Source organism: Candidatus Thermokryptus mobilis, assembly GCF_900070205.1.
Classification (GTDB): Bacteria; Bacteroidota; Ignavibacteria; order Kryptoniales; family Kryptoniaceae; genus Kryptonium; species Kryptonium mobile.
Map to the genome: position 1 here is coordinate 1 of NZ_FAOO01000003.1, position 23,354 is coordinate 23,354.

General features: G+C 38.2%; 18 protein-coding genes. 5 read left to right on the forward strand and 13 right to left on the reverse strand.

Going from position 1 to position 23,354, the window contains the following annotated elements; translation table 11 throughout:
- From FKZ43_RS02210 to FKZ43_RS02240, 7 genes are all read right to left on the reverse strand, one after another.
- Window positions 1-259 (reverse strand): hypothetical protein (locus FKZ43_RS02210; RefSeq protein ID WP_140944249.1); only part of this gene is annotated, 259 nt, incomplete at its 3' end.
- A 52-nt stretch (window positions 260-311) separates the two neighbouring features.
- Window positions 312-2,867: an Ig-like domain-containing protein gene (locus tag FKZ43_RS02215; RefSeq protein ID WP_140944250.1), complete on the reverse strand. Its 2,556-nt coding sequence runs from the start codon at window positions 2,865-2,867 to the stop codon at window positions 312-314.
- Between the two features lie 93 nt (window positions 2,868-2,960).
- The gene (locus FKZ43_RS02220) at window positions 2,961-4,943 is read right to left on the reverse strand and encodes a monovalent cation:proton antiporter family protein (RefSeq protein WP_140944251.1); all 1,983 of its coding nucleotides are present in this window, start codon (window positions 4,941-4,943) and stop codon (window positions 2,961-2,963) included.
- Between the two features lie 3 nt (window positions 4,944-4,946).
- Complete coding sequence (locus FKZ43_RS02225; RefSeq protein WP_140944252.1) at window positions 4,947-5,852, reverse strand: phosphoribosylaminoimidazolesuccinocarboxamide synthase; 906 nt, start codon at window positions 5,850-5,852, stop codon at window positions 4,947-4,949.
- A 5-nt stretch (window positions 5,853-5,857) separates the two neighbouring features.
- Complete coding sequence (locus FKZ43_RS02230) at window positions 5,858-6,325, reverse strand: hypothetical protein (protein WP_140944253.1); 468 nt, start codon at window positions 6,323-6,325, stop codon at window positions 5,858-5,860.
- Window positions 6,326-6,338: 13 nt separating this feature from the next.
- Entirely contained in the window at window positions 6,339-8,357 is a 2,019-nt protein-coding gene (uvrB, locus tag FKZ43_RS02235; protein ID WP_140944254.1) for an excinuclease ABC subunit UvrB, read from the reverse strand.
- A 3-nt stretch (window positions 8,358-8,360) separates the two neighbouring features.
- A complete protein-coding gene (locus tag FKZ43_RS02240) occupies window positions 8,361-8,924 on the reverse strand; it encodes a hypothetical protein (protein WP_140944255.1) in 564 nt (187 codons plus the stop codon).
- A gap of 127 nt (window positions 8,925-9,051) precedes the next feature.
- Between FKZ43_RS02240 and FKZ43_RS02245 the strand changes: the two genes are divergently transcribed.
- The 3 genes from FKZ43_RS02245 (at window position 9,052) to FKZ43_RS02255 (ending at window position 11,801) form a co-directional block, all read left to right on the forward strand.
- Window positions 9,052-10,338: a BamA/TamA family outer membrane protein gene (locus tag FKZ43_RS02245; RefSeq protein WP_140944256.1), complete on the forward strand. Its 1,287-nt coding sequence runs from the start codon at window positions 9,052-9,054 to the stop codon at window positions 10,336-10,338.
- A gap of 98 nt (window positions 10,339-10,436) precedes the next feature.
- On the forward strand, window positions 10,437-11,546 hold the full coding sequence (locus FKZ43_RS02250; RefSeq protein ID WP_140944257.1) for a homospermidine biosynthesis protein: 1,110 nt from the start codon (window positions 10,437-10,439) through the stop codon (window positions 11,544-11,546).
- A gap of 36 nt (window positions 11,547-11,582) precedes the next feature.
- Window positions 11,583-11,801 carry a BF3379 family histone-like protein gene (locus FKZ43_RS02255; protein WP_140944258.1) on the forward strand — a complete coding sequence of 73 codons (219 nt, stop codon included), beginning with the start codon at window positions 11,583-11,585 and terminating at the stop codon, window positions 11,799-11,801.
- 29 nt (window positions 11,802-11,830) lie between these two features.
- Here the strand turns inward: FKZ43_RS02255 and FKZ43_RS02260 are convergent, their stop codons facing one another.
- From FKZ43_RS02260 to FKZ43_RS02285, 6 genes are read right to left on the reverse strand one after another with little or no spacing between them, the layout of a single operon-like run.
- Window positions 11,831-12,649, reverse strand: coding sequence for a metallophosphoesterase (locus tag FKZ43_RS02260; RefSeq protein ID WP_140944259.1), 819 nt, complete (start codon window positions 12,647-12,649; stop codon window positions 11,831-11,833).
- A 15-nt stretch (window positions 12,650-12,664) separates the two neighbouring features.
- Window positions 12,665-14,152: an FG-GAP repeat domain-containing protein gene (locus FKZ43_RS02265; RefSeq protein WP_140944260.1), complete on the reverse strand. Its 1,488-nt coding sequence runs from the start codon at window positions 14,150-14,152 to the stop codon at window positions 12,665-12,667.
- Window positions 14,149-14,925, reverse strand: a complete 777-nt coding sequence (locus tag FKZ43_RS02270) for a class I SAM-dependent methyltransferase (protein ID WP_140944261.1) — start codon at window positions 14,923-14,925, stop codon at window positions 14,149-14,151. The genes FKZ43_RS02265 and FKZ43_RS02270 overlap by 4 nt, the downstream gene beginning before the upstream one ends.
- Window position 14,926: 1 nt before the next feature.
- Window positions 14,927-16,405, reverse strand: coding sequence for a B12-binding domain-containing radical SAM protein (locus FKZ43_RS02275; protein ID WP_140944262.1), 1,479 nt, complete (start codon window positions 16,403-16,405; stop codon window positions 14,927-14,929).
- A 33-nt stretch (window positions 16,406-16,438) separates the two neighbouring features.
- Window positions 16,439-17,485, reverse strand: a complete 1,047-nt coding sequence (locus tag FKZ43_RS02280) for a 6-phosphofructokinase (RefSeq protein WP_140944263.1) — start codon at window positions 17,483-17,485, stop codon at window positions 16,439-16,441.
- 15 nt (window positions 17,486-17,500) lie between these two features.
- The gene (locus FKZ43_RS02285; protein ID WP_140944264.1) at window positions 17,501-17,878 is read right to left on the reverse strand and encodes a thioredoxin domain-containing protein; all 378 of its coding nucleotides are present in this window, start codon (window positions 17,876-17,878) and stop codon (window positions 17,501-17,503) included.
- 219 nt (window positions 17,879-18,097) lie between these two features.
- Here FKZ43_RS02285 and porU point away from each other — a divergent pair, with 219 nt between their 5' ends.
- The gene (gene porU, locus FKZ43_RS02290) at window positions 18,098-22,171 is read left to right on the forward strand and encodes a type IX secretion system sortase PorU (protein ID WP_140944265.1); all 4,074 of its coding nucleotides are present in this window, start codon (window positions 18,098-18,100) and stop codon (window positions 22,169-22,171) included.
- A gap of 89 nt (window positions 22,172-22,260) precedes the next feature.
- A complete protein-coding gene (gene porV / locus FKZ43_RS02295) occupies window positions 22,261-23,352 on the forward strand; it encodes a type IX secretion system outer membrane channel protein PorV (protein ID WP_235894664.1) in 1,092 nt (363 codons plus the stop codon).
- Window positions 23,353-23,354 lie beyond the last annotated feature (2 nt).

Sequence of the window (23,354 nt, forward strand, 5' to 3'; positions counted from 1 at the left end):
GATGGTGATAATGAAGTGAGGAGTGAGGTTTTTCGGTTTTGTTTAAATCCTCCCCTTTGTGGGGAGGATTTTTTATTTTTTCAAGTATCAGTGAAATTATCAATGACACAAAAAGAAAAGATTCAACGGCATCCTTCACTTTTATTCTCTCCCGCAGGGGGAGAGAAGAGAAGGAAAATTTAAGGAAATTATTCAGGGGCTTCCTCCCCATTGATGGGGGAGGATTGAGGTGGAGGTGAAAAATTAACGGCACTCTCACTTTAATTCCCTCCCACAAGGGGAGAAGAGGAAAGAAAAGTGTAGAAAAGATTTTATTTAATCAAAAGCATTTTGTTTGTTTTTACAAATTTTGGGGTTTTTAAAGTATAGAAATAGACACCGCTTGGCAAGTCATTCGCGTTGAAACTGACCTTGTATTTCCCGGGTTCAAGATTTTGATCAATCAATGACTCAACTTCACGACCGAGGACATCATAGACCGCGAGCTTGACATGGGACTTTTCAGGAATTTCAAATGTAATAATCGTCGTTGAGTTAAATGGGTTTGGATAATTCTGATGTAATGCAAAGTTTTGCGGGATTGGTTCTTTTTCAAAATTAGCAGTTGTTATCTTACCGCCACGTTGTAAGTCATCAAGATAGAGCTCGCCCTCTAGATCAGCTCCAGCAATTTGTCTTAAGACCACGCTATGAAATTGCTTGTTCGTCCCGGGAACGGATGAAATCGGATATGATATAAATTTCCAGCCATACCAGTTCACTGGTCCGAGGTTTACGATGTAATTGTCGGGGTTATAAAACCAAAATTCAAGTTGGTTACCGCTCAAGTCGCCATAAACCCACAAACCGATATTTCCGTCAGCATTTGAAATGTTTGGTTTGGATGAGTTATAAACTCTAACTACCCCGCCACTTTCACCTGTGAATTTATAGAACAATTTACCTGAGTAGCTTCCATTCATTTTCTTTTCGTTCGTTATCAAGAAATCGGTTGCATTTGGATCAATTCCCGTAGTGCTTCCACTTAGGGTTGGTTTCCACCAAGGACCCATCGTTTCAAACGAATCAATCACAACGCCTTGTTGAAATATGCCCTCTTCTGTTTTGAATGTGAAAACATAGTCCGAGCTCGTTGCATTGCCAAATAAATCTTTCAAACCAGCAAGGAACTTGACTTTGTAAATTTTACCATTTAAGAGAACACTTGCTGGTTTAAATGTCACTATACTTTTATCGTTTTTAATGATATGTTTTCCACTTGTGATTGAAATAACTTGATCGTTTTCATCAAGTAACTTGACTCTACCAGCTAAGCTTGCGCTTTCAATAATTTCATTGAAAACAAATTTCATCTCTGCAAAGATGCTTATATTATCACCTTCGGGGAATCCCTTTTCAACGACTGGCGGATAAATATCTGGTTGAGTTGTTGTAAATTGAAGTATAAATGGAGCATTAAGTTTTCCACCATATAAACTTTTTGCACCGGTGTCAATTTTTATCGTGTAAGTTGTTGAAAACTCCCAAAACTTATTCGGCTTTATCTCAAGGGTTTTGCTATCGGAGCTCCAAATAAAGGTAACGGTATCATTTGGAGTTATTGATAGATTTGCTTGAACGGAAGATCTATCCATTGGGAGTGAAAAAGTTATAAAGATAGATTTGTAAGCGATAAAATTAGTAGCACCTGATTGAGGTGTTGAGGTAATTGTTGGTGGAGTAGGATCACCGCGTATCAATTTAAGGTAATGATTCCAATCCCAACCTGGTCCTGGGTCAGTGTGATTGTTGCAGGATGTTGGATAAGTTGAAGCGGGATCGTAAGTTGCAAAGTCCCATTCTTGACGAACTATCGGCCATTGTGGTTGTTGCCAGAAATTGTGTCCTATGATATGATTGCTATCAACTGGAACAGCCCATCTATTGACCATATTTCTGACAAGCTTTGCCGATTCAAGATACATAACTTGTGTAAACCATACGCTTGGATTTTCAATATAGCCCTCGTGTTCAATTCCAAGCGTAAAACTGTTCCAACATCTCGCATGCCATGCTTTATCTTTTTCTCTGACGAGTTGGACAATATAACCGTCACTGCTTCTTATTACATAGTGAGCACTTGCATTTGACTGTGGATTTTTAAGCCAGGAGACAGAACCAGCGAAACTTCCTTGGGTCACATGGATTACAATCCTTGTCGTATAAGGTCTATTTGCGGTGTAGTTTGGGCTCGGGTCCCAAACAGCGGGTGGATAATCATCGGAGTTTATCTCTTCCGGTTTTATAATTTTTAACCCCGCTTTCTCAAATAAATCTTTCGGAAAAATTGACATATCAATTTCTTTTTTCTCAATTTTTATCCCGAAGCCATCAAATCCAGTAGATAAGACCTTATAAACATCGTAAGCAAAAATTTGAGCTATCTCTGGCTGTGGGATACCGCTAAATTTTGCTACTATGTCTTTGTAATCTTCAATTCTTTGAATTTTATCTTTCTTAAATCCGCTCTCGGAAGCAATCTTTGAAATCAAAGCTGCCCCAGCTCTTATGTTTTGGTATGGGTCTTGCTTAACAATTTCAACTGGAAGATTTATCAACTTTGCTCCTTCTTTTAAGCTATGTCCGAACCATTCATCATCTCGCAAGCCCATTATCCCATATGCTGGTGGTTGACCATTGCAAGACGGCTCAAACTTTTCTGGTTCTATATGAACCCAGCGGGTATTCACGAATGCTATCGCTTCAAGGAGCTCAGCTGGGACATTAAATTCGTCTGAGGCGAGTTTAAAATAATTTTTGATTTCCTCTGTGGTTTGAGAAAATGTAATGTTAAGTAACAAAATCAGCGAAATGATGATTTTTTTCATCAGGATTAACCAAAATTTTTTTGAAATTTTTAATTAAGCAGTGATTTTTCAATGTTAAAATAGCGATATGATATAGTTCAAGTCAAGCAGTTTTTAAGTAAAATTGAGATTTTTGAAAAATTCAACTGCCTTTTCAAGTTCCGAGGGTTTTCCAAGCGCTAAAACTAAATCGCCGGGTTTTAATATAAAGCTCGGACTCGGGTTTAAATAAATTTCCTCCCCACGTTTTACGGCTATTATTGTTGCCCCGGTTTGAGCTCTGAAGTTAAGTTCCCCGATTGATTTATTAGTTGATTTTGAGTTCTCCAAGACCAGATATGTGGACAAGTTAAATGATATGGAAGGAAATTTTTCTTGAACAAGTTTTGAAAACTCGTTTTTGGGGATATCAAGCAAGGCAACATAACTGTTCTCACGCAACTTCGCCGTGTAATCTTTTATGATATTTAATGGGACATTAAAGAAATCAAGGACGCGTGATGAAATTTGAATTGATGTTTCAAATTCTTCAGGTATGACTTCGTTAGCGCCAAGCTTTTTTAATTCTTCAATTTCGGATACATATCTTGTTCTAACGATAATGTAAATGTCTGGATTTACGGAGCGAGCTATTGTAACAATTCTTCGGGTTGAAGTCGGATCTGAAATGGCTATAACTATCAGCTTGGCTTTATCTATCCCAACGGATTTGAGGACATCAATGCTTGTCGCATCTCCCAAGTAGATCGGTTCGCCTTGTTTTTTCATCTCTCTGACGGTGATAGGGTTGAGCTCAAGTATGACGTAAGGTATGTTTAAATCCTTCAAGATTTTAGCTACATTTCTCCCGTTTATTCCGAAGCCGACGATTATGACATGTGAATCAAGCTTCATCACCTTTTCAAGTTCATCTCTTTGCACCTTTACAGATGGTGACATCTTTTTAGAGAGCATCTCCGCTATTTTGTGGATATGCAGGAGTATCAGTGGTGAGAAAAGCATAGTTATAATTGAGATGGAAATAATGAAATTGAATGATGTTTGATCTATCATATTGTGCGATTGAGCGATTGAAACCAGAACGAAGGAGAATTCGCTCATCTGTGCGAGCGCAAGCGCTGAAATCAATGAAACCCTCATACTTCCACCGGCGAGGCGAATGGATAGGAAATTTGCGATGAGTTTCAGCAAAATTACACTCAGCGAGATCAAGAGGATTAAAACCAGGTTATCTTTGACGAATTTGAAGTCAAGGAGCATCCCTATTGAGATGAAGAATATAGCCATAAAGCTTTCTCTAAGGGGTGTCACATCGGCTGTGACCTGATGTGCATATTCTGACTCTGAGATTAAAAGTCCAGCTATAAAAGCCCCGAGGGCGAGTGAAAATCCGAGCTCTGAAATTAAAAGGGCGACGCTGAAACATAGGAATAGAACCGATACAATAACCAGATCCCTTATCCTTGACTTAACGATCTGAAACAGTAGCCATGGTATAAGTTTTTTTGAACTCCAGATTGCAAGCGAGATGACCACCAATGACATTGCGATTTTCTCAAGTAGCAGGTTAATTTGTATTTTACCGCCAGCAAGAGAAGGTATCAAGCCAACCATGAAGATCGCAAACAGGTCTTGAAAAAGCAGGATTCCGATTATTATTTTACCGTGAGGTGTGTCAACTTCGCCTTTATCTGAAAGATGTTTCAAGACAATTGCAGTACTGCTTAAAGCTATCAACATACCTGCAAGAATTGCCTGAGCAAGGTTCATAAAAGTTAGGGCGATTATCGCACACAGAGTTACGGTTAAAAGAACTTGAAGTCCGCCGGCGAATAACAGAAATCGGCGCATTTCAAAAAGTTTCGTAGGGGAAAGTTCAATTCCCAAAACGAACAGAAGAAGGATTATCCCTATTTCAGCAAATAGCTCAACCAGTTCAACATTTTTGACAAGACCTATGGCGTATGGTCCGATCATAAAACCAGATATTAAAAAGCCGATCACGGGGGGCATTTTCATCTTGTGTAATGTATAAACAATGACGGTTGATGTGCCTAAGATAATCGCGAAGGTTTTAAGGAATTCAATGGAGTTCATCTTTTACAAATTCAATTTTTTAAGCAGGTCTTCTCCCGTTAGAAATTTATACGCTTCAAGATATTTTTCACTTGTCTTTTTTATAACCTCTTCGGGTAACTCTGGAGCTGGTGGGGTTTTATCCCAATTTAATGATTCAAGGTAATCACGAACATATTGTTTATCAAATGATGGTTGAGGTTTCCCAGGTTTATATTCAGAAAGTGGCCAAAAACGGGACGAATCGGGTGTCAAGACCTCGTCAATTAAAATTAACTCACCGTTCTCATCAATCCCAAATTCAAATTTAGTGTCAGCGATTATTATCCCTCTTTCTCGGGCGTATTTTTCTGCTTTCGTGTAAATTTCCAAGCTTATATCGCGAATTTTTTCGGCGAGTTCTTGCCCGATCAAATCAACAACTTTTTCAAAACTTATATTTTCATCGTGACCTGTTTCCGCCTTCGTTGAAGGGGTGAAAATCGGCTCATCAAGTTTATCAGATTCATTAAGTCCGTCGGGAAGTTTAATCCCGCATACGCTTCTACTTGCTTTATATTCCTTCCACGCCGAGCCAGATATATAACCCCTGACTATGCATTCAACTGGCAATGGCTTCGCTTTTTTCACTAACATTGATCTGTGTATAACTTGCTCATAATTTCTCTTGAAAACATCCGGGAATTCACTTATATCTGCGCTGATGAGATGATTTTTTATTATGCCTTTCAGAAAGTTAAACCAAAAAATTGAAATTTGAGTTAGAACATAACCCTTATACGGTATCGGGTTTGGCAACACAACATCAAAAGCGGAAATTCTATCGGTTGCCACAATAATGAGGTTTCCATCAACTTCATAAATATCGCGAACCTTCCCTCGCTTCAATAACTTCGCCCCTGGGATATTTGTCTCGGTGATCAGTCGCATATGGATTAGGTCTTTTGTTTTAGAAGGGAATGTAATGTTTCAATAGCAATGGGGAAATCAGCTGAAAGCCAAATAAGTCGGTTATCCTCACTATAGATATAATGCGCCTGTCCCATTCCAAAGACTAACACTATAGTTCTACCTTCAACATTTATTTGACCGTGGTAAATAAAAGGTGTATTTTGGTGGATTATTTTAACGAGCATCTCTGAAAATTTTTGCTGTGCCGTTCTTGAATTTTTAAACTTTGAAATGTAGAGTGTTGCGTTAAGCGTGTCAAGGGAGTAGAATCCGACTTCATTTTCAACACCTGCTACATTCCCACTTTCATGCATTTGATTTATAAATTTTTTCGCCTTTTCCCCCGAAAGATATTTTTCAAGTTTTAATTTCCCAAGCGATGTCGGTATCATGCTTGGTTTTTGTGAACAAGAAGTTAGAAAAATTAGAAATAGGATTGTCAATCTTCGCATTTTAAATGTTCGGTTAATTTTTCATTAAACTCATCAGCCGTTGAATCTCGTCCCTTAATTCAGCTGCTCTTTCAAATTCAAGGTCTTTAGCTGCCTTTATCATCTCTCGCCTTAATTGTTCAATTAATTCTTCTTTTTGTTTTTGTGTCATAAATCTCAAGCCGATGTCTGTAACGATTGAAATTTTCGTTCTCTCCTTGACCTCATATTTTGGTTTGGCATCAGCGACGATTGTCGTTGCAAGTATATCTTCAATGGTTTTATAAACAGTTTGCGGTTTAATACCATGTTTTTCGTTATATTCCATTTGGATTTTCCTTCTTCTGTTTGTCTCATCAATCATCTTTTGCATTGATTTCGTTATCCTATCGGCGTATAAAATTACTTTCCCATTTACATTTCTTGCGGTTCTTCCTGCTATTTGGATGAGCGATTTTTCCGAGCGTAGGAAACCTTCTTTATCTGCGTCAAGTATCGCAACGAGCGAGACCTCTGGTAAGTCAAGCCCCTCTCTTAAAAGATTTACGCCAACAAGGACATCAAAATCCCCAAGTCGCAGGTCTCTTAAAATTTCAACCCTTTCAAGCGCGTCAATGTCTGAGTGTATGTATCTTACTTTTATCCCAATTCCCTGAAGGAATTCAGCAAGGTCTTCAGCCATTTGTTTGGTTAAAGTTGTAACAAGAACCCTTTCCTTTCTTTTGACCCGTTCTCTTATCTCAGATATCAGGTCGTCAATTTGATTTTTGGTTGGCTTAACGACAACTTCCGGATCAAGAAGTCCTGTCGGTCTTATTATTTGCTCAACTATGACGCCTTTGCATTTCTCAAGTTCATAATCACCAGGGGTTGCGCTTACAAAGATGACTTGGTTTATAAGCGATTCAAATTCCTCAAACTTCAAGGGTCTGTTGTCAAGTGCCGATGGCAACCTAAATCCGTGTTCAATCAATGTCTCTTTTCTTGATCTATCGCCGTTATACATACCGCGAATTTGTGGTATCGTAACATGCGATTCATCAATTATCATAAGGTAATCCTTAGGGAAGTAATCAATCAAGGTATATGGTCGTTCCCCTGGTTTTCTTCCTGTTAAATGCCTTGAGTAATTTTCAATTCCCTTGCAATATCCTATCTCGCGCATCATTTCAATATCAAATCTTGTTCTGCTTTCAAGACGTTGTGCCTCAAGAAACTTGCCCTGAGCTCTGAGCTCGGAAAGTCGCTGTTCAAGTTCTTCTTCTATGCTTTTTATCGCCCTTTCAAGCGTTGGTCTATCGGTTATGAAATACTTCGCTGGATAGATAACAACCTCATTGGTTCTTCCAATAACTTTGCCGGTTAATCTGTCAATATATGATATCCTTTCAATTACATCATCAAAGAATTCAATCCTTATTGCTTCTTCATTTTCATAAGCCGGGAGAATTTCAACCACATCGCCTCTGACCCTGAATGTCCCGCGTGTGAATTCAAAATCGTTCCTTGCATAATGGATGTCCATAAGTTTATAAAGGAGGGAATTTCTATCAATTCTTTCCCCTGTTCTTATAGTCACAATTTGTCTGACATAATCTTCGGGTGAGCCGATATTATAAATGCAGCTGACGGAGGCAACTATTATGACATCTCTTCTTCCTTCAAGTAGGACGCTTGTTGCTTTAAGTCGCAATCTATCAATTTCATCGTTTATAGCTGCGTCTTTTTCAATATATGTGTCTGTTTCGGGGATGTATGCCTCAGGTTGATAATAGTCGTAATAACTTATGAAGAACTCAACTGCGTTTTCAGGGAAAAAACTTTTGAACTCACCGTAAAGTTGAGCAGCGAGCGTTTTGTTGTGCGAGATTACAAGTGTGGGTTTATTGACATTTGCTATCACATGCGCAAGCGTGAATGTTTTACCGCTCCCGGTGACGCCAAGCAATGTTTGATATTTTTCACCGCGCAGGATTCCCTCGGTCAGTTCTTTTATCGCTTTTGGTTGATCGCCCGTTGGTTTATATTTTGAGACAAGTTTAAACTTTTCCATCGGTTATCGTTCTTTATACTTCTTTATCAGTTTTTGAATCGTTTCAATCTTTTCGCTTCCGGTCATTTTTGAAAAATCATAGACAATGTTTTTGCTAACTATCGCTCCAGTAATACCACCAATTGTTGCACCAGCAATAAGCCCAATTCCAGCCCCCGCAAATAAAATAGCAAAACCAATAGCATACGCAAGACCGCTTAAATCAATATATCTTGAACTTGATTGAGAATTTTCTGAAGAGATTTTTCCTAAAATGATGATCCCTGGAATAGCGCCTGCAACAATCCCAATGCCAGCACCAGTTGCAAGATATTTCCAGAACTTTGATTTCTTCGCAACAATTATTTTACTTATGTCATCAATGCTGACGCTTAGGAGTTCGCCCTTGTAAAGAAATATCAAAGTATCACTTGCGCTCGGATCGCTTGAATAAATTATTTCAATCGGTTTAATCGGGACGAAAATTTGATCATCTATCAACTCAATTATTAAGCTATCACTTTGCGCTCTCATTTGTTCTTCCAATGGGAAAACGGTGAGAAGGAGCAAAAGTAAAACTTTAACCATCACTTTTGACTCCTTGATTTTTTCCTTAATTTAGGCATCGCTATTAAATAAATCAAGCGTTTGACTTTTTTCTTGAATGTGACTACATTAAAAGTTAAGATTTCAAAGATTAACAAAGGTTTCAGGGATGTGGGTTTTAATCTTTTGGGTCTTGGTGATAAATTTTCTATCTGCACAAGAAAAATTTACAGTTAAAAAGATAGTTTTCATTGGGAATGAGAAAACAAAAAAGGAGGTTATAGCAAGGGAATTAAGCTTCGGAGTTGGTTCTCAGATTGACACAAGCGATTTGGCTTATAGCGAGAACAGGGTTTATGGGACAGGGCTTTTCAACAGGGTTAAAATTTGGGCTGAAAGGGATTCAGGCGACTCCTCTATCGTTTATGTTTGGGTTAATGAAAGATGGTATATATGGCCATTTCCAATTTTGGGGTGGAAGGATAGGGATTTGAAGAAAATGTTTTACGGTGCTGGTTTAATCCATACAAATTTTAGGGGAAGAAATGAGAAGTTGATTTTTAGTTTTGCGCTTGGTTATGACCCTTGGATTGAAGCAGAGTATTTAAATCCCTGGGTTTTGGGAAGTAAGAATTTGTTTTATTCAGTTGAGGTTTTTTATCAAAGGGTCAAAAATAGAAGCAAAATTCTTGAAGAGGAATTCGGTTCTTTCTATGAAAGACATCTTTCCTTTGCTTTAACATTTGGCAAAAGATATGGGCTTTATAAAAGGTTTTGGGGGAGTATCGGTTTCAAGGAGATTTCAACCACAGGGGAAGTTCCTTATATGAAGACATTATCTCCATCGGGGAGAGATCAAATGTTTGTCTTCGGGGGCGGATTTAGATATGATACAAGAGATATACCGATTTATCCAAGCCGTGGTTTTCTGGTAAGCGTTGGATATAAATTCAATCGTCTCGTTAACTGTGATTGTTTTTTCCTCCAAGGTGGTTTAGAATTTCAAGGTTTTAAAAAAATTGGGATTGGATTGATCGCAAGTAGATTTTTCATTTTGAATTCATTTGGCAGGGAAATTCCAGTTTATTCGCACTTTTACTTCGGATATAACGAGCGGATTAGGGGCTATTTTAACGATGTTTTTGAAGGGGAAAACATATTTGGGGGGACAGTTGAATATCGTATCCCGTTTGTAAAGCAAAAATTTTTTAAATGGAATAAAGCTCCACTTGAAGAATTTTCAATTTTGAGATTTGGGGTTGATTTGGTGTTGTTTGGTGATTTTGGGAATACATGGTTTAACCGTGAAAAGGTTTTGAAATTGAGATATTTGAGCGGTTGTGGGGTTGGGATTAACTTTATTTTGCCTTATGATTTGATTTTGAGCGTTGGGTTTGCGAGAAATGACACTGGGCGAGGTCAGTTTTTCATTGATTTTAAAGGCGGATTTGAATAAAATGGGCAAGGGGATTTAAAGGAGATTTTCAAATTTGCTTTATTTGTGAAAATTTTTAAAATTTTGATTGGTTTTTTAAAAGTAAAAAAGAAATAAGGTTGAACAAGAGACGACTGCTTTCAGGGAAACCTATAAATCGTAAGCCAATTGAACCTAATATAAAGGTCACGAAACTTGTTGACGAGTATTTTCAGGCTTATAACGCTGGAAGATTGAGGGAAGCGTGTCAATTGTTTGTTGAAAAAATGCTTGAGGATGATGTAACTGTTGGGATGAGTTTGACGGGTGCTCTTACGCCTGCTGGACTTGGTGGAAGTTGCGTTGTTCCTTTGATACAAGCTGGGTTTGTTGATTGGATTGTTTCAACAGGGGCGAATTTGTATCATGACATTCATTTTTCAATTGGGCATAATCTACATCGCGGAACCCCGTTCGTTGACGATAGAATTTTAAGGAAGGAAGGGGTGATAAGGATTTATGATATTTTGTTTGATTATGAGGTTTTGCTTTCAACGGATGCTTTTATAAGAGAGGTTTTGAAAGGACCTGAATTTCAAAAGGAAATGGGGACAGCTGAATTTCATTATTTGCTTGGAAAATATGTTTATGAGCGTGAAAAGGTGCTTAAAATTAAAAATATGAGCATTCTCTCGGCAGCTTATAAGTATGGTGTTCCTGTTTATGTTTCTTCACCAGGGGATAGTTCAATTGGGATGAATTTGGCTGGATTGGTTTTAAATGGATACAAGATAAAGATAGACATTGCGAGGGATGTAAATGAAACAGCTGCGATAGTTTATAATGCGAAAGCCAGTGGTGGTAAAAGTGCTGTTTTGATTTTCGGTGGTGGTTCGCCGAAAAATTTCTTGCTTCAGACCGAGCCACAAATACAGGAAGTTCTCGGAATAGATGAAAAAGGTCATGATTATTTCTTGCAGATAACGGATGCGAGACCGGACACTGGAGGATTATCTGGCGCAACCCCATCTGAAGCGGTGAGCTGGGGAAAAGTTAACCCTGACAAATTACCTGACGCTGTTGTTTGTTATACCGATTCAACCATTGCGATGCCGATACTTGTTTCCTACGCTCTTGCCAAGAGAAAACCGAGGAAGCAAAAGAATTTATATCATAGATTGTCGGAACTCGTTGAAAACCTAAAGAAGGCACATTTAAAAGCTGTTGCAAAAGGGAGGGTTAAAGTATAAATCCCAATTTAAAAACTAAACCACAGGAGGTAGAAAATGCATCACAGATTTCAGCAACTGCAAGAATTTGTCAGCTCCCTTGAGGATGATTTTAGGAAGTTTTATGAAAAGGGGGTTATGTCTGCTGGAACGAGACTAAGAAAGAAGATGCAAGAATTGCGTAAGCTTGCCCAAGAGATAAGGGTTGAGATACAACAGATTAAGCAAGAGAAGAAGTCCGCAAAGGAGGGGAAAGAAGAGAAGGCAGAGGAATAAGATATAGGGGCGCTTTTTGCGCCCCGCTTTTAAATAAGCGTTATGTTAGTTATCTCCGGCGGGCAGTTTAATCTTATCGGTATCCCAACCACACCAACTCCACGGGTTACATATAAATGTGAATCACCAAGTTTATAATGCCCTGAGATAAATCTTGACACAAGCGAAGCAGGAGCTATGTAAATGTCATCAATCTTTGCGAGGACGATTTGCCCACCATGTGTATGACCTGAAACAGTGAGCTGAATTTGGTATCGTGCGAACTTTGGAAAATCGTATGGTTTGTGTGATAAAAGGATTTTGAATTTTTCTTTTTCAACATTTTTCATCGCCTTGTCAAGATCAGCTCCATAGCGAAGGTCATCAATCCCAAGGATATAGAAATGTTCACCGTTTATATTTATTTTTTCGTTTTGGTTTCTCAGAACTCTAAAGCCGGAATCTTCAAGGGCTTTTGCTATTTTATTTTGCTCTCTCCTGAAAAATTCATGATTTCCAAGCGTTGCGAAGACACCATATTTTGCCTTTATATCTTTGAATGCTTCAACCAGTGGATAAATTTCTTCGGGGTCCGAGGTTATGAAATCCCCTGGCATAAAAATTAAGTCGGCGTTTAGCTTGTTGAGGATGTCAGCTAATTTTTTCATTTCTTCTTTCGTCATAAATATGCCTGAATGTATATCGCTTATAAGCGCCAAATTTAGACCTTTTAATGGTTCCGGCAGATTTTTTATTTTAATTTTGACCCTTTCAATTTTCGGTTCGTCTTTCAAATTTTCGGAGCTGAACATCAGGGCTGGAATCCCGAGAAGCGATGTCTTAAGAAAATCTCTGCGCGTCAGCTTCATTGCTTTGCCTCCTTTTTAAGTTGTGATAAAAAACTTAAATCCTTTTTCAGGAAATCTTAAAGTTTTTCCATTGTAGAATTGAAGTTCAACGAACCATTTGACGATTGAAAATTTTTTAAATGGGGGAAACCTTGCTATAAAATTTTCGCCATCGCCAAAGATCGGTGAAGGGAACCACTCGCCGTGTTTGAAGAAATACATCGTTCCTTTTTTAAATAGGGCATTTTCAACCTTTAGGAACAATTCCCAAGCTTTAATTCTCCCGCGTTTTACTTTTCTAATTTTGGCATCAATTATTGATGTATCCCCATAATAATTTTTTTCAAAGGTTGATGGATTAGGAAATGATTTAAATTTTTCTGTGACAAGTCCGTTTTCCTTTCCTCTAAATTTATCCCATTTTGACTTCCTTCCCTTTGTCGGGATGATCCAAATTTTCCCATCCATTGTGCATATTACAATTTCAATGAAACCGTCATCATCAATGTCAAATGCAAGTGGTGTTGAAACAATTGAGGTGGCAATCTGTTTGTTAAACTCTGGGATGAGTTCGGCTTTATGATTTAAAACCCATACATTTCCGTTATAATCGCAAGCGATGACTTCTTGAATATCATCTCCATTCACATCGCAAATAATAGGGGATGACCAAAATGTTGATTTAAATCTTGACGGAAAGTTTTCTTCAGTTGAAAGGTTCGGTTTAAAAATATAAATGCCGTCAGCAAGAACAATTATTTCAGCAATGCCATCTTCGTCAATGTCACAAATTGCTGGTGAAGAAACGGTGAAACTCCCCAAAGGTTTTGAACCAAGCACCTCGCCGGATTCATTAATTATGAAAATTGAACTTGAAACGCATATTATTTCAAATTTACCATCTCCGTTTGAATCACAGACAGCGGGCGATGACCATATGAAATTTGAAAGTGGGGTTTGCCATTTAACGGTTAATTTTGAGCCGTCAACTCTGTAGATATTCTCGTCCCATGAACCAATCACGATGTCAAATGTAAATTCATCTCTGGGGAACAGAGTTGGTGAGGACGAAACGAAGCCGTTTGTTTTAAAGGTTTTAACATCTATGATTTCCGCTTCTTCGTTTATCTTCAAAGCGTAAAGGTTGTAGTCATCCGAACCGAATATCACTTCATCAAATCCATCGCCGTCAACATCATTTATTAAAGGTGAGCTAAACACATCCCCATTCGTTTTAAACGAAAATGGTTTTATTTGATCATCCAGCGGGAAGAAGTGAAGCTCATCGTCATCCGAGCCGACGACGATAAATTTAATTCCATTTTTTGATGTGTAAATTTCAGGAGTTGAAGCAAATGGTCCTCGGGCTTGAAATGTCTTGATAAGTTTAAAATTAAAAGTGTCAAAGATGTAAATTTTATCTGCCGTGATTATCAATTCATCTATTCCGTCTGAGTTTAAATCAAATACAACTGGGCTGGCGGTTATCGGGTAGCCTATATCAATTTTTATTTCGCCCTTCATTTCCGTCTGAAAATGAAAATTGTTTGTTCACCGAAGTATTTGAACGGGAAGAGACCATTAAGTGCGCTTTCAATTTTGTCAAGGATTTTGAAAATTTTCTCGGGCAACCTATCTTTGGGTTTGAGATAAGGGGGTGGAAGGAGAATTGGGAAAGCAATACATTTTTCAAGTTCAAAATATGGGCTTGCAATTTTCTTGATTTTAAAAACTGAGTAAAAATTCGCCTTTGCATTATATTCCTTTCCATCAACGGAAATATAACCCCAACCCTTTAACCTCTTTTTAAGATAGTTCGTTATCCCAAGTGCGAAGAAGAGAAAATCACCCCAATACCATCGGTTTATAATTGAAGCGATGAAATACGCATTGGGTTTTAGAATTGTGTGAAGCTTTTTGAAAAATTCCCCTATGTCCGTTACACAGTTTAAAACGCCAAATGAAGAATAAGCCCCATCAAATTGAATTTTGAAGGAGTCAATATATTCGGCTGGTAAATTTACATATCTTGCCTTGTCCCCGATTTTTTCATATGCTTTTTTCAACATTTGAGGTGATAGATCGGTCAATGTAAGTTTGCAACCATATTTTATCATCTCAAGTGATTCGGTTCCAGTGCCACAACCGATTTCAATCAAGTTTTGCCCTGGCTTGAAAAAAGTTTGAAGTGTTTTTATACTTCTTCCGCGCAGATATTTATCAAAGTCAGCTTTCTTTTCATCGTAAATTTCGGCGTAAAAATCCCAGAAAGATTTATTTACTTTTAACTCGTCCATTTCATCTTCCCTCAGCCGGTTGGAATCTAACGATGTTTGATGTTTGAACTTGAGCAAGGAGATTTACAATTGTTTTAGTTATTCCAAGTTCAATTTTGTTTTTAGTTATTTCAAAAATTGTTGCTTTTTTCCCTGCTTTATACCATGCATCTTTCCATTCCCTGTTGAACCATCTCACAACCCAGCGATAAAAAGTGGTATTGTATTTCTCTCGTTTGAACAAAAGTTTATTCTCAGCTGTATAATCCCAATCAAGCATCCATTCCTGGGATTCAAACATTAATCTATCTCTGACTTGTTCGTAAAATTTTGTCCCAGGCAATGGGTAAGCTATCGTTGTGCTAAATTCATCTGGCAGGGTTTCTCTTAGAAGTTTCACGGAAAGTTTAAGGTCTTCAATTTCTTCGCCCGGATATCCGACCATCATAAAAAAGTATGTTTTGATTCCGAGTTTTTTGCAAAGTTCAGATGCTCTATAGATTTGTTCAACTGTTATTCCTTTTTCCATTGTATCAAGGACTTTTTGTGAGCCGGATTCAGCGCCGAAATAAATTTTCTCACATCCCATATCTTTCAATGCTTTCAGCATATCTTCCGAGGCGAGGTTTACCCTTGTCAAGCATTCAAAAGGTATAATTGCATTTCTCTTTATAACTTCTTGACTCCATTTTAAAACCCAATTTTTCTGAACACCCGTTATATCGTCAACAACTCTGATGAAATCGGGGGAGAAGACATTTTTTAGAAGTTTCATTTCTTCAGCGCTATTTTCCGGGGTTCTTATTCTGTATTTTCTTCCGAAAACAGCTTTTTGACACCAAGCGCAATGGTAGGGACATCCTCTGCTATTTATAATTGTTAAAGACCAGTAGCCATGTGCTTTTTTCCAAGCCCTTCTGTAATCATCCATATCAACAAGTTCTCTTGCGGGAAATGGGAGTAAATCAAGGTTTTGAATTAGAGGTCTTGGTGGGGTTGAGATAATTTTTCCGTTTTTATCCCTTAACCTCAGCCCTGGGATTTCTCTTAAATCGTTATATCCTTCATTTTTCAAGAGGAAATTTGCAAGTTCAAGCATCGTTATCTCGCCTTCATCAAAAACAACGATATCAACTGGAAATTCACCATCGGTTGTCTTGTATAAAAGGTATCTTTCTGGCAAGGCAGTTGGGTCTGGACCACCGAGTATTACTTTTGCACCATAGCGATGTGCAATCTCAGCAAGTATTAAAGCGTTTCGGCGAATCGTTATTAAAGAGGTGATGCCGACAATTTTTGGCTTTTTTAACTTGATATAATTTTCAAACTCATTGAAATCTTTTCTAAAAGTGCAATCAAAGAGCTCAACTTCATATCCATTTTCCCTCAAGACGCTTGCAATATACATCAACCCAAGTGGGAAATACGGGGTCATTATCTTTTTCTCAACAGGGTCCTTTTCAATAAAAAGCGGATGGACCAGCGCAATATCTATCGCCATCTGAAAGTTATTCTCTTTATTTAATGTTTGCTTTTATCCGAAGAAAACCTCGGCTACTTCAAATAGTTCAATGTCAACCATTTTAAGACCACCGACTACTTCACTTAGTTCAATTTCAGTTATATTGTTGCCTTGAATTGATGTCATATAGCCAAACTTTTTCTCATTGATCAATTCAACAGCTTTTACTCCGAATCTTGTCGCAAGTATTCTATCAAAAGCGGTTGGTACTCCACCTCTTTGGATATGTCCAAGGATTGTCGCTCTTGCTTCCATGCCGGTTTTTTTCTCAATTTGATCAGCGACAAGATTACCAATACCACCGAGGCGAACATGTCCAAACTCATCAACCCTAAGGTCTTGGACTATAAGTGTGCCATCTTTATCAACTTGTGGTTCAACTTTAAATTTTGCACCCTCAGCTACTACAACTATGCTGAAATTCTTCCCTCTTGCATGTCTTCTTTCAATTATTTGACAGACCTGATCAATGTCAAACGGTTTTTCAGGGATTAGAATTACATCTGCACCACCTGCCAGTCCTGAATATAGGGCTATCCATCCTGTGTGTCTTCCCATGACTTCAACGACTGCAACACGGTTGTGGCTTTCGGCTGTTGTGTGGATTCTGTCAATTGCCTCCATTGCGATGTTTACGGCAGTGTCAAAGCCAATTGAGTAGTCGGTTCCGCGGACATCGTTATCTATTGTTTTAGGGATTCCGATGACATTTACGCCAGCTTTGTATAGTTTGTAAGCAACGCTTAATGTATCTTCACCGCCGATGGCAACGAGTGCGTCAATCCCTGCTTTTTCAAGATTTTCAAGTATTGATTTTTCACCGTCGGGATGTTTGTAAGGATTCGTCCTTGATGTGCCAAGTATTGTTCCACCGCGAGGTAGGATTCCGGAGATGTTATTTAAATCAAGTGGGTAAATATCAAGTTTCATTAAACCTTTCCAGCCATATTTTATCCCTATAGTTTCATACCCTGATGCAAGCGCCTTTCTTACAACCGACCTTATTGCAGCGTTTAACCCTGGGCAATCGCCCCCACCAGTTAAAATTCCAATTCTCATCGGATTTCACCTCCTTTAGATTATTTCTTTTATTTTTTTCTCAAGCTTCGGTAGTTCATTTGGTTCAGTGACTCTTATAACTTGATTACCCTCCCTGTCAAATAAAATTATCATCGGCACATTGAAAACGAGATAATTTTCTGAAGTTTTGTAATCTTTGATCGCATTAAAAGTTAGAACTTTGACACTTCCACAATATTCGTTTTTTATTTTTTCAACCGCAGAGTTCATCTTTCTGCAACGATGGTTATCAACCCAGAAATACATAATCGTTGGCTTACCATTTATAAACTCCGGAAGCAATTTCTTTTTCTTTTGCAACAAGTCAAAAGTAAACCATAAGACAACGATGATTATAAGAGCAAAAATTGAGACCGCTATTAAACTTATCAAGTTTTCCTAAACCTTAACGATTTGTTTTCAAAAAACATTAACCAAAGAAAGAACAATTTCGTTTCCAGAGAAAATTATTAAATGCTTGGGACAAAGTCAAAGGTTTAAATGGTAAAACTTGACTTTTGTAAAAAATATCTTTATATTGCTTTTGACTGTTAAAAATAAGGACGGTTGCTTATAGCGACTTCGTTAAAGGTTTTATCTCTTTGAATTAGTATGTCAAATGTAAAGCAAAAACCAAGTGAATACGATATGCAAAAAAACGACGCCTTTAACGCAAGTTCGCTTGGCAACCGTCCTTTTTTGTTTCTTTTTTTAATTTTCATAAGTCAATTAACCTCGGCTCAATATCTTCGGGATTTTTCAATCGTTTCACAGTCATCAGACGAAATTGTAATTGAATATACGCCTTATCTTTTAAACATAGATACGACGCTTTCACCCGAAGGGATGCTTTTATCATTTCAGATTTTAAACACAAGCATAGCCGATTATACCCCTGGTAAACCACAAATCCCTGTTCGGATTTTCCCAATTGCGTTTAAATCAAAAATTGGTAATTCGCTCAACTTAATTGAGACCTCGTATGTGGAGTACGAGGGCGTGAAATTAAAGCCAAACCCGATATTGATTAAGGATTCAATCTCTTACGCGAAAAGTTATTCTTTTGATGAAGTTTATCGCTCGTTTGAGTTCATACCTGGTGAAATAGTTCAGCTTGGGGAAATCGGTGTTGCAAGGAATTACATTGTCTCACAGATAAAAGTTTATCCAATTCAATATAACCCAGGGATTGGAAAGGTGAGGTTTTACACGAAGATAAAATTTGTGTTGAGATATGGACAGGGTGAAACTGTGTTTTCAAGGGCGGATAAATTTGATTTGAAAATTGCGCAAACTTTCGTCAATTATGAGTTTGCGAAAAATTGGAAAATTGAAGCGCTTCGCTTATCTAAACCAAGTGATAGCCAGTTTGCAACTGGAGATTGGTATAAAATTCCGATCAAGGATGAGGGAATTTACAAGATAACTTACCAAGACCTTAGGAATGCTGGTATAAACCCTGATAACATTGACCCGAGGACTATAAAAATTTTTAACAACGGCGGATATCAACTCCCGGAAGATGTCCGTGAGCCAAGACCTGAGGGATTGATTGAAAACGCAATTTTAATTTATGGCGAGGATGATGGAAGATTTGATCAGGGTGATTATATAATTTTTTACGGTCGCGGGACATCCGGTTGGAACTATAATCCGGAGGCGAAGGAATTCACTCACTATGTTAACGATTATACCGATGAAAATTATTACTTTCTCACATTCGGAGGTCAGCCAGGTAAAAGAATGCGGATCATTCAATCGTTAAACATCGCTTCACCATTTAGACCAAGTTATACAGTTGGTCTTGTCTTTAAAGACGAGCAGAAGATAAATTTAACGGAGTCGGGACGCGATTGGTTTATGTCTTCAGTTGAAGCAAGAGAAGGTTTCAATATGTTAAGTTATGTCACAAAGCTTGATGAACTTATCCCAGGGGGACTGATAAAATATAGAATTCAAGTTGCTTCAAGGTCTGCTGGACCAAATTGGTTTATCATCAAGGAAGGGGATTATGAGCTTGGTAGAATTGACCTTGGCACGGTTATACTTGAGGGGCTTGGCTCTTTAATTGATTTCTACGCTGTTAAGTCAGGGCCAAGGACATTTACATATTCGGGGAATCTGCCGGATTCGAGAAGCAACTTGAAATTTTATTTTAACTGGGTGGGTCAAGCTGTGGCTGGATATATTGATTGGTTTGAGATAATTTATCCTAGAAGTTTTAAAGCTGTGAACGATTTCATTTCTTTTTATTCCTATGACACGACCGCCATCGTTGAGTATAAAGTTTATGGGTTCTCGTCAAATGATATCAGGGTTTTTGATGTAAGCGATTTTAAAGATGTCAAGTTGATTTCAGGGAATATAAATGCGGGTGAATTTGTATTTCAAGTTTCGCAACAAAGCGGTGATATCAAGCGGTTCATTGGAGTTGGGAACAATGGATATAAAAATGTCACACGAATTGAAAAGGTGAAGAATACGAATTTAAGAGGCGAGGTTGAGGGTGCTGATTGGGTTGTTATAGCTCATCCGGACTTTATCCCACAGGCGAAGAAACTCGCCGAACACAGATCAAGAAAGGACTCGCTTAAAACACTTGTAGTTGATGTGACGGATATATATAACGAGTTTTCATGTGGTATGTTTGATCCTGTTGCGATAAGGGATTTTTTGAGATTCGCTTTTGAGCGGTGGAATAAAAAGCCGTTTTATGTTCTTTTGTTTGGAGATGGAGATTATGATTATAGAAATGTTGAGATTTCGGATAAAAATTGGATACCTCCTTACGAAAGCCGTGAAGGTTTGCAACAGATTTTAACCTATACATCTGATGATTTTTATGTTCTTTTGACACCGGATGTTTATATTGATATGGCAATAGGTCGTTTGCCCGTTCAAAAGCAAGACGAGGCGGAAGCGGTAGTGAATAAAATTATCCAGTATGAAACTGGAAAAGATTTTGGAAACTGGAGGAACATCATTTTGTTTGCTGCTGATGATGGTATGGTCTCTGGCAGTGATTATGATGGGACAATTCATACATATCAAAGCGAAACTCTTTCAAATTACTATACCCCGGAATTTGTTGATAAAAGGAAGCTCTATCTTGTCGCTTATCCAACGGTTTATACTTCCGCCGGTCGTAGAAAGCCAGATGCAGCGAGGGCGCTCGTTGATTATATAAATCGTGGTTGCGTCATCGTTAACTGGATTGGTCATGGCAATCCTTTCGTCTGGGCACATGAGAGGGTTTTTGAGTTTGGTTATACAATTCAAAATTTGAGAAATGGAAGCAGGACTCCTTTTATAATTGCAGCGACATGTGATTTTGCAAGGTTTGATAATCCGAAAACGCAGAGTTCTGCTGAGGTTTTATTGCTTTTAAAAGATGCTGGTGCTATCGGTGTGCTTTCATCCACTCGTCTTGTCTATTCTGGCGACAATGCTGTCTTCAATTATAAGTTTTTCGCTGAGTTGTTTAAACAAACTGATGAATACAAGACCTCAACGCTCGGTGAGGCGATTTTCAAAGTCAAACAGGTTCAAACATCGCTCAATGATAGAAAATTTATCTTGCTTGCTGACCCGGCAACGCGACTTGTGATTCCGAGATATTCTGCGGAGATTGACTCAATAAATGGATTGAGCCCGAAACAGCAAACGGTTCAGCTAAAAGCTCTTGGTAAAGTTAAACTTTCTGGTAGTTCGTTTAAAAACAATCAAGTTAAAATTGAGTTATCCGGAAAAGTTGAACTTATACTTTTTGATGCGCTGAAAAATTTAAGTTACACTGACGAAATGGGAACAAGGTTTAACTTCATAGATCAAGGGAATTTGCTTTTCAAGGGAGAGTATACACTTGACAAAGGGCGGTTCTACGGAGAATTCATCATCCCTAAAGATATTTCATTTTCAAATTCAAAGTCAAAAATTTTGGCTTATTATTATGGCGATGGCGTTGACGGCATCGGATATACGACAAATGTAATCATCAATGGGATAGATTCAACCTTTACAATTGACAGAGTTGGTCCAGAGATTGAAGTTTATTTGAACAATAAAAATTTTAGGTCTGGTGATGTCGTGACGAATGAACCGACGCTAATCGTTGAAATTTCAGATGAAAGCGGGATTAACATTTCAACTTCTGCGATAGGGCATAGAATTGAGGCATTTATTGATGACAATCCGACGGGGATTGACTTGACGGAGTTCTACAAATCAGAACTTGACGATTATAAAAGGGGGAAGGTGGTTTACAAACTTCCAAAGTTATCGCCCGGGAAACACAGTTTAAAAGTCAGAGCTTGGGATGTTTTTAACAACTCATCGGTTAAGGAGATAGAGTTTAATGTCGTTGAAGGTGTTGATTTCGCTATTTTCAATGTGTTTAATTATCCAAATCCATTTTCCGAGAAAACATATTTTACTTTTCAAAAGGTTGGAACTGAGGAGGAAACGCCAGTTGATGTTGAGATAAAGGTTTATACTTTGAGCGGTAAACTTATAAGTAGAATTGAGAGGTTTGGGCTTACGGGGAATTTCATCGCTATTGAATGGGATGGGCGCGATATGGATGGAGATGAAATCGCAAACGGGGTATACATTTATAAAGTCGTTGTGAAGACATTTGACGGCTCAAAAAGAGCTGAAACAATCGGGAAGCTTGTTGTGATGCGATAAAATTTTTTATATTTAAAATAAAAAGAGGAGGGTCGCTGAAATAGTTTTACGGCTTTTGTAAAACAAAAAAATCAAGGAGGTAAATTAAAATGTTAATTAGAGGCATCGTAAAGTCGTTCGTTTTATCAGCAATCTTCGTGATTTTGCTTGTTGGAATATCTTACGCTCAAGGAGGGGATGCCGCAGTTCCATTTCTTTTAATAGCACCTGATTCAAGAGCTGGGGCAATGGGTGAAACTGGTGTAGCGTTGGCTGACAATGCAAATGCGATTTTCTGGAACCCAGCTGGTCTTGCTTTTCAAAAAGGAACTGAGATAAGCTTTACACATGCAAAATGGCTTCCGCAATTTAGTTCAGACCTTTCGTATGAGTATTTAACTGCGAAACATCACATTGAAGCGATAGATGCAACAATTGGTGCCAACATAACCTTTTTCAATCTCGGTTCGTTTGAGAGAAGAGATGAGAACAATACATATCTTGGGACATTTAAAGCGTTTGAGTATGCTGTTGCTGTTGGTTATGCTATGAGGGTTGCGAGTAATTTGGGCTTGGGATTGAACTTGCGTTTTATCCATAGTCAACTTGCCCCATTTGGCACTGCGGAAGAGCAAGGTAGAGGTGTCGCAAATGGCGTGAGCTTTGATATTGGGGTTCTTTTCAGAGAACAAGTTTTCGGAAGACGAGTTGGAGTCGGTTTAAATCTTTCAAATCTTGGTCCAATGATTCACTATATTGATAAAGAACAAGCCGATCCATTGCCAACACACCTTAGATTTGGTTTCGCCTTTGATGTAATTCAGACGAAGTACAATGATTTTACAGTGGCGGTTGACTTTGGAAGGGTTCTCGTAAGGAGATACCCGGGTACGGGGAGAAAACCCGATCCACTTCCAAAGTCATTGATAACAGCTTGGAATGAAGAAGCAAGTTTGAGAAGGGTGACAACTGGTGTTGGGTTTGAGTATTGGTATGGAAGCCCCAAGCTTATCGCATTAAGAGCTGGCTATTTCTATGAAGACCCAAGAGCTGGGGGGAGGAAATTCGCAACCTTTGGGGCGGGGATAAGATATAGTATAGTTGGCGTTGATTTCAGCTACATTTCAACATTTGAGGCGAATCACCCGCTTGCTAACACATTGAGGTTTTCAATTTTGTTAAATTTCGGAGAGAAAGAATAATA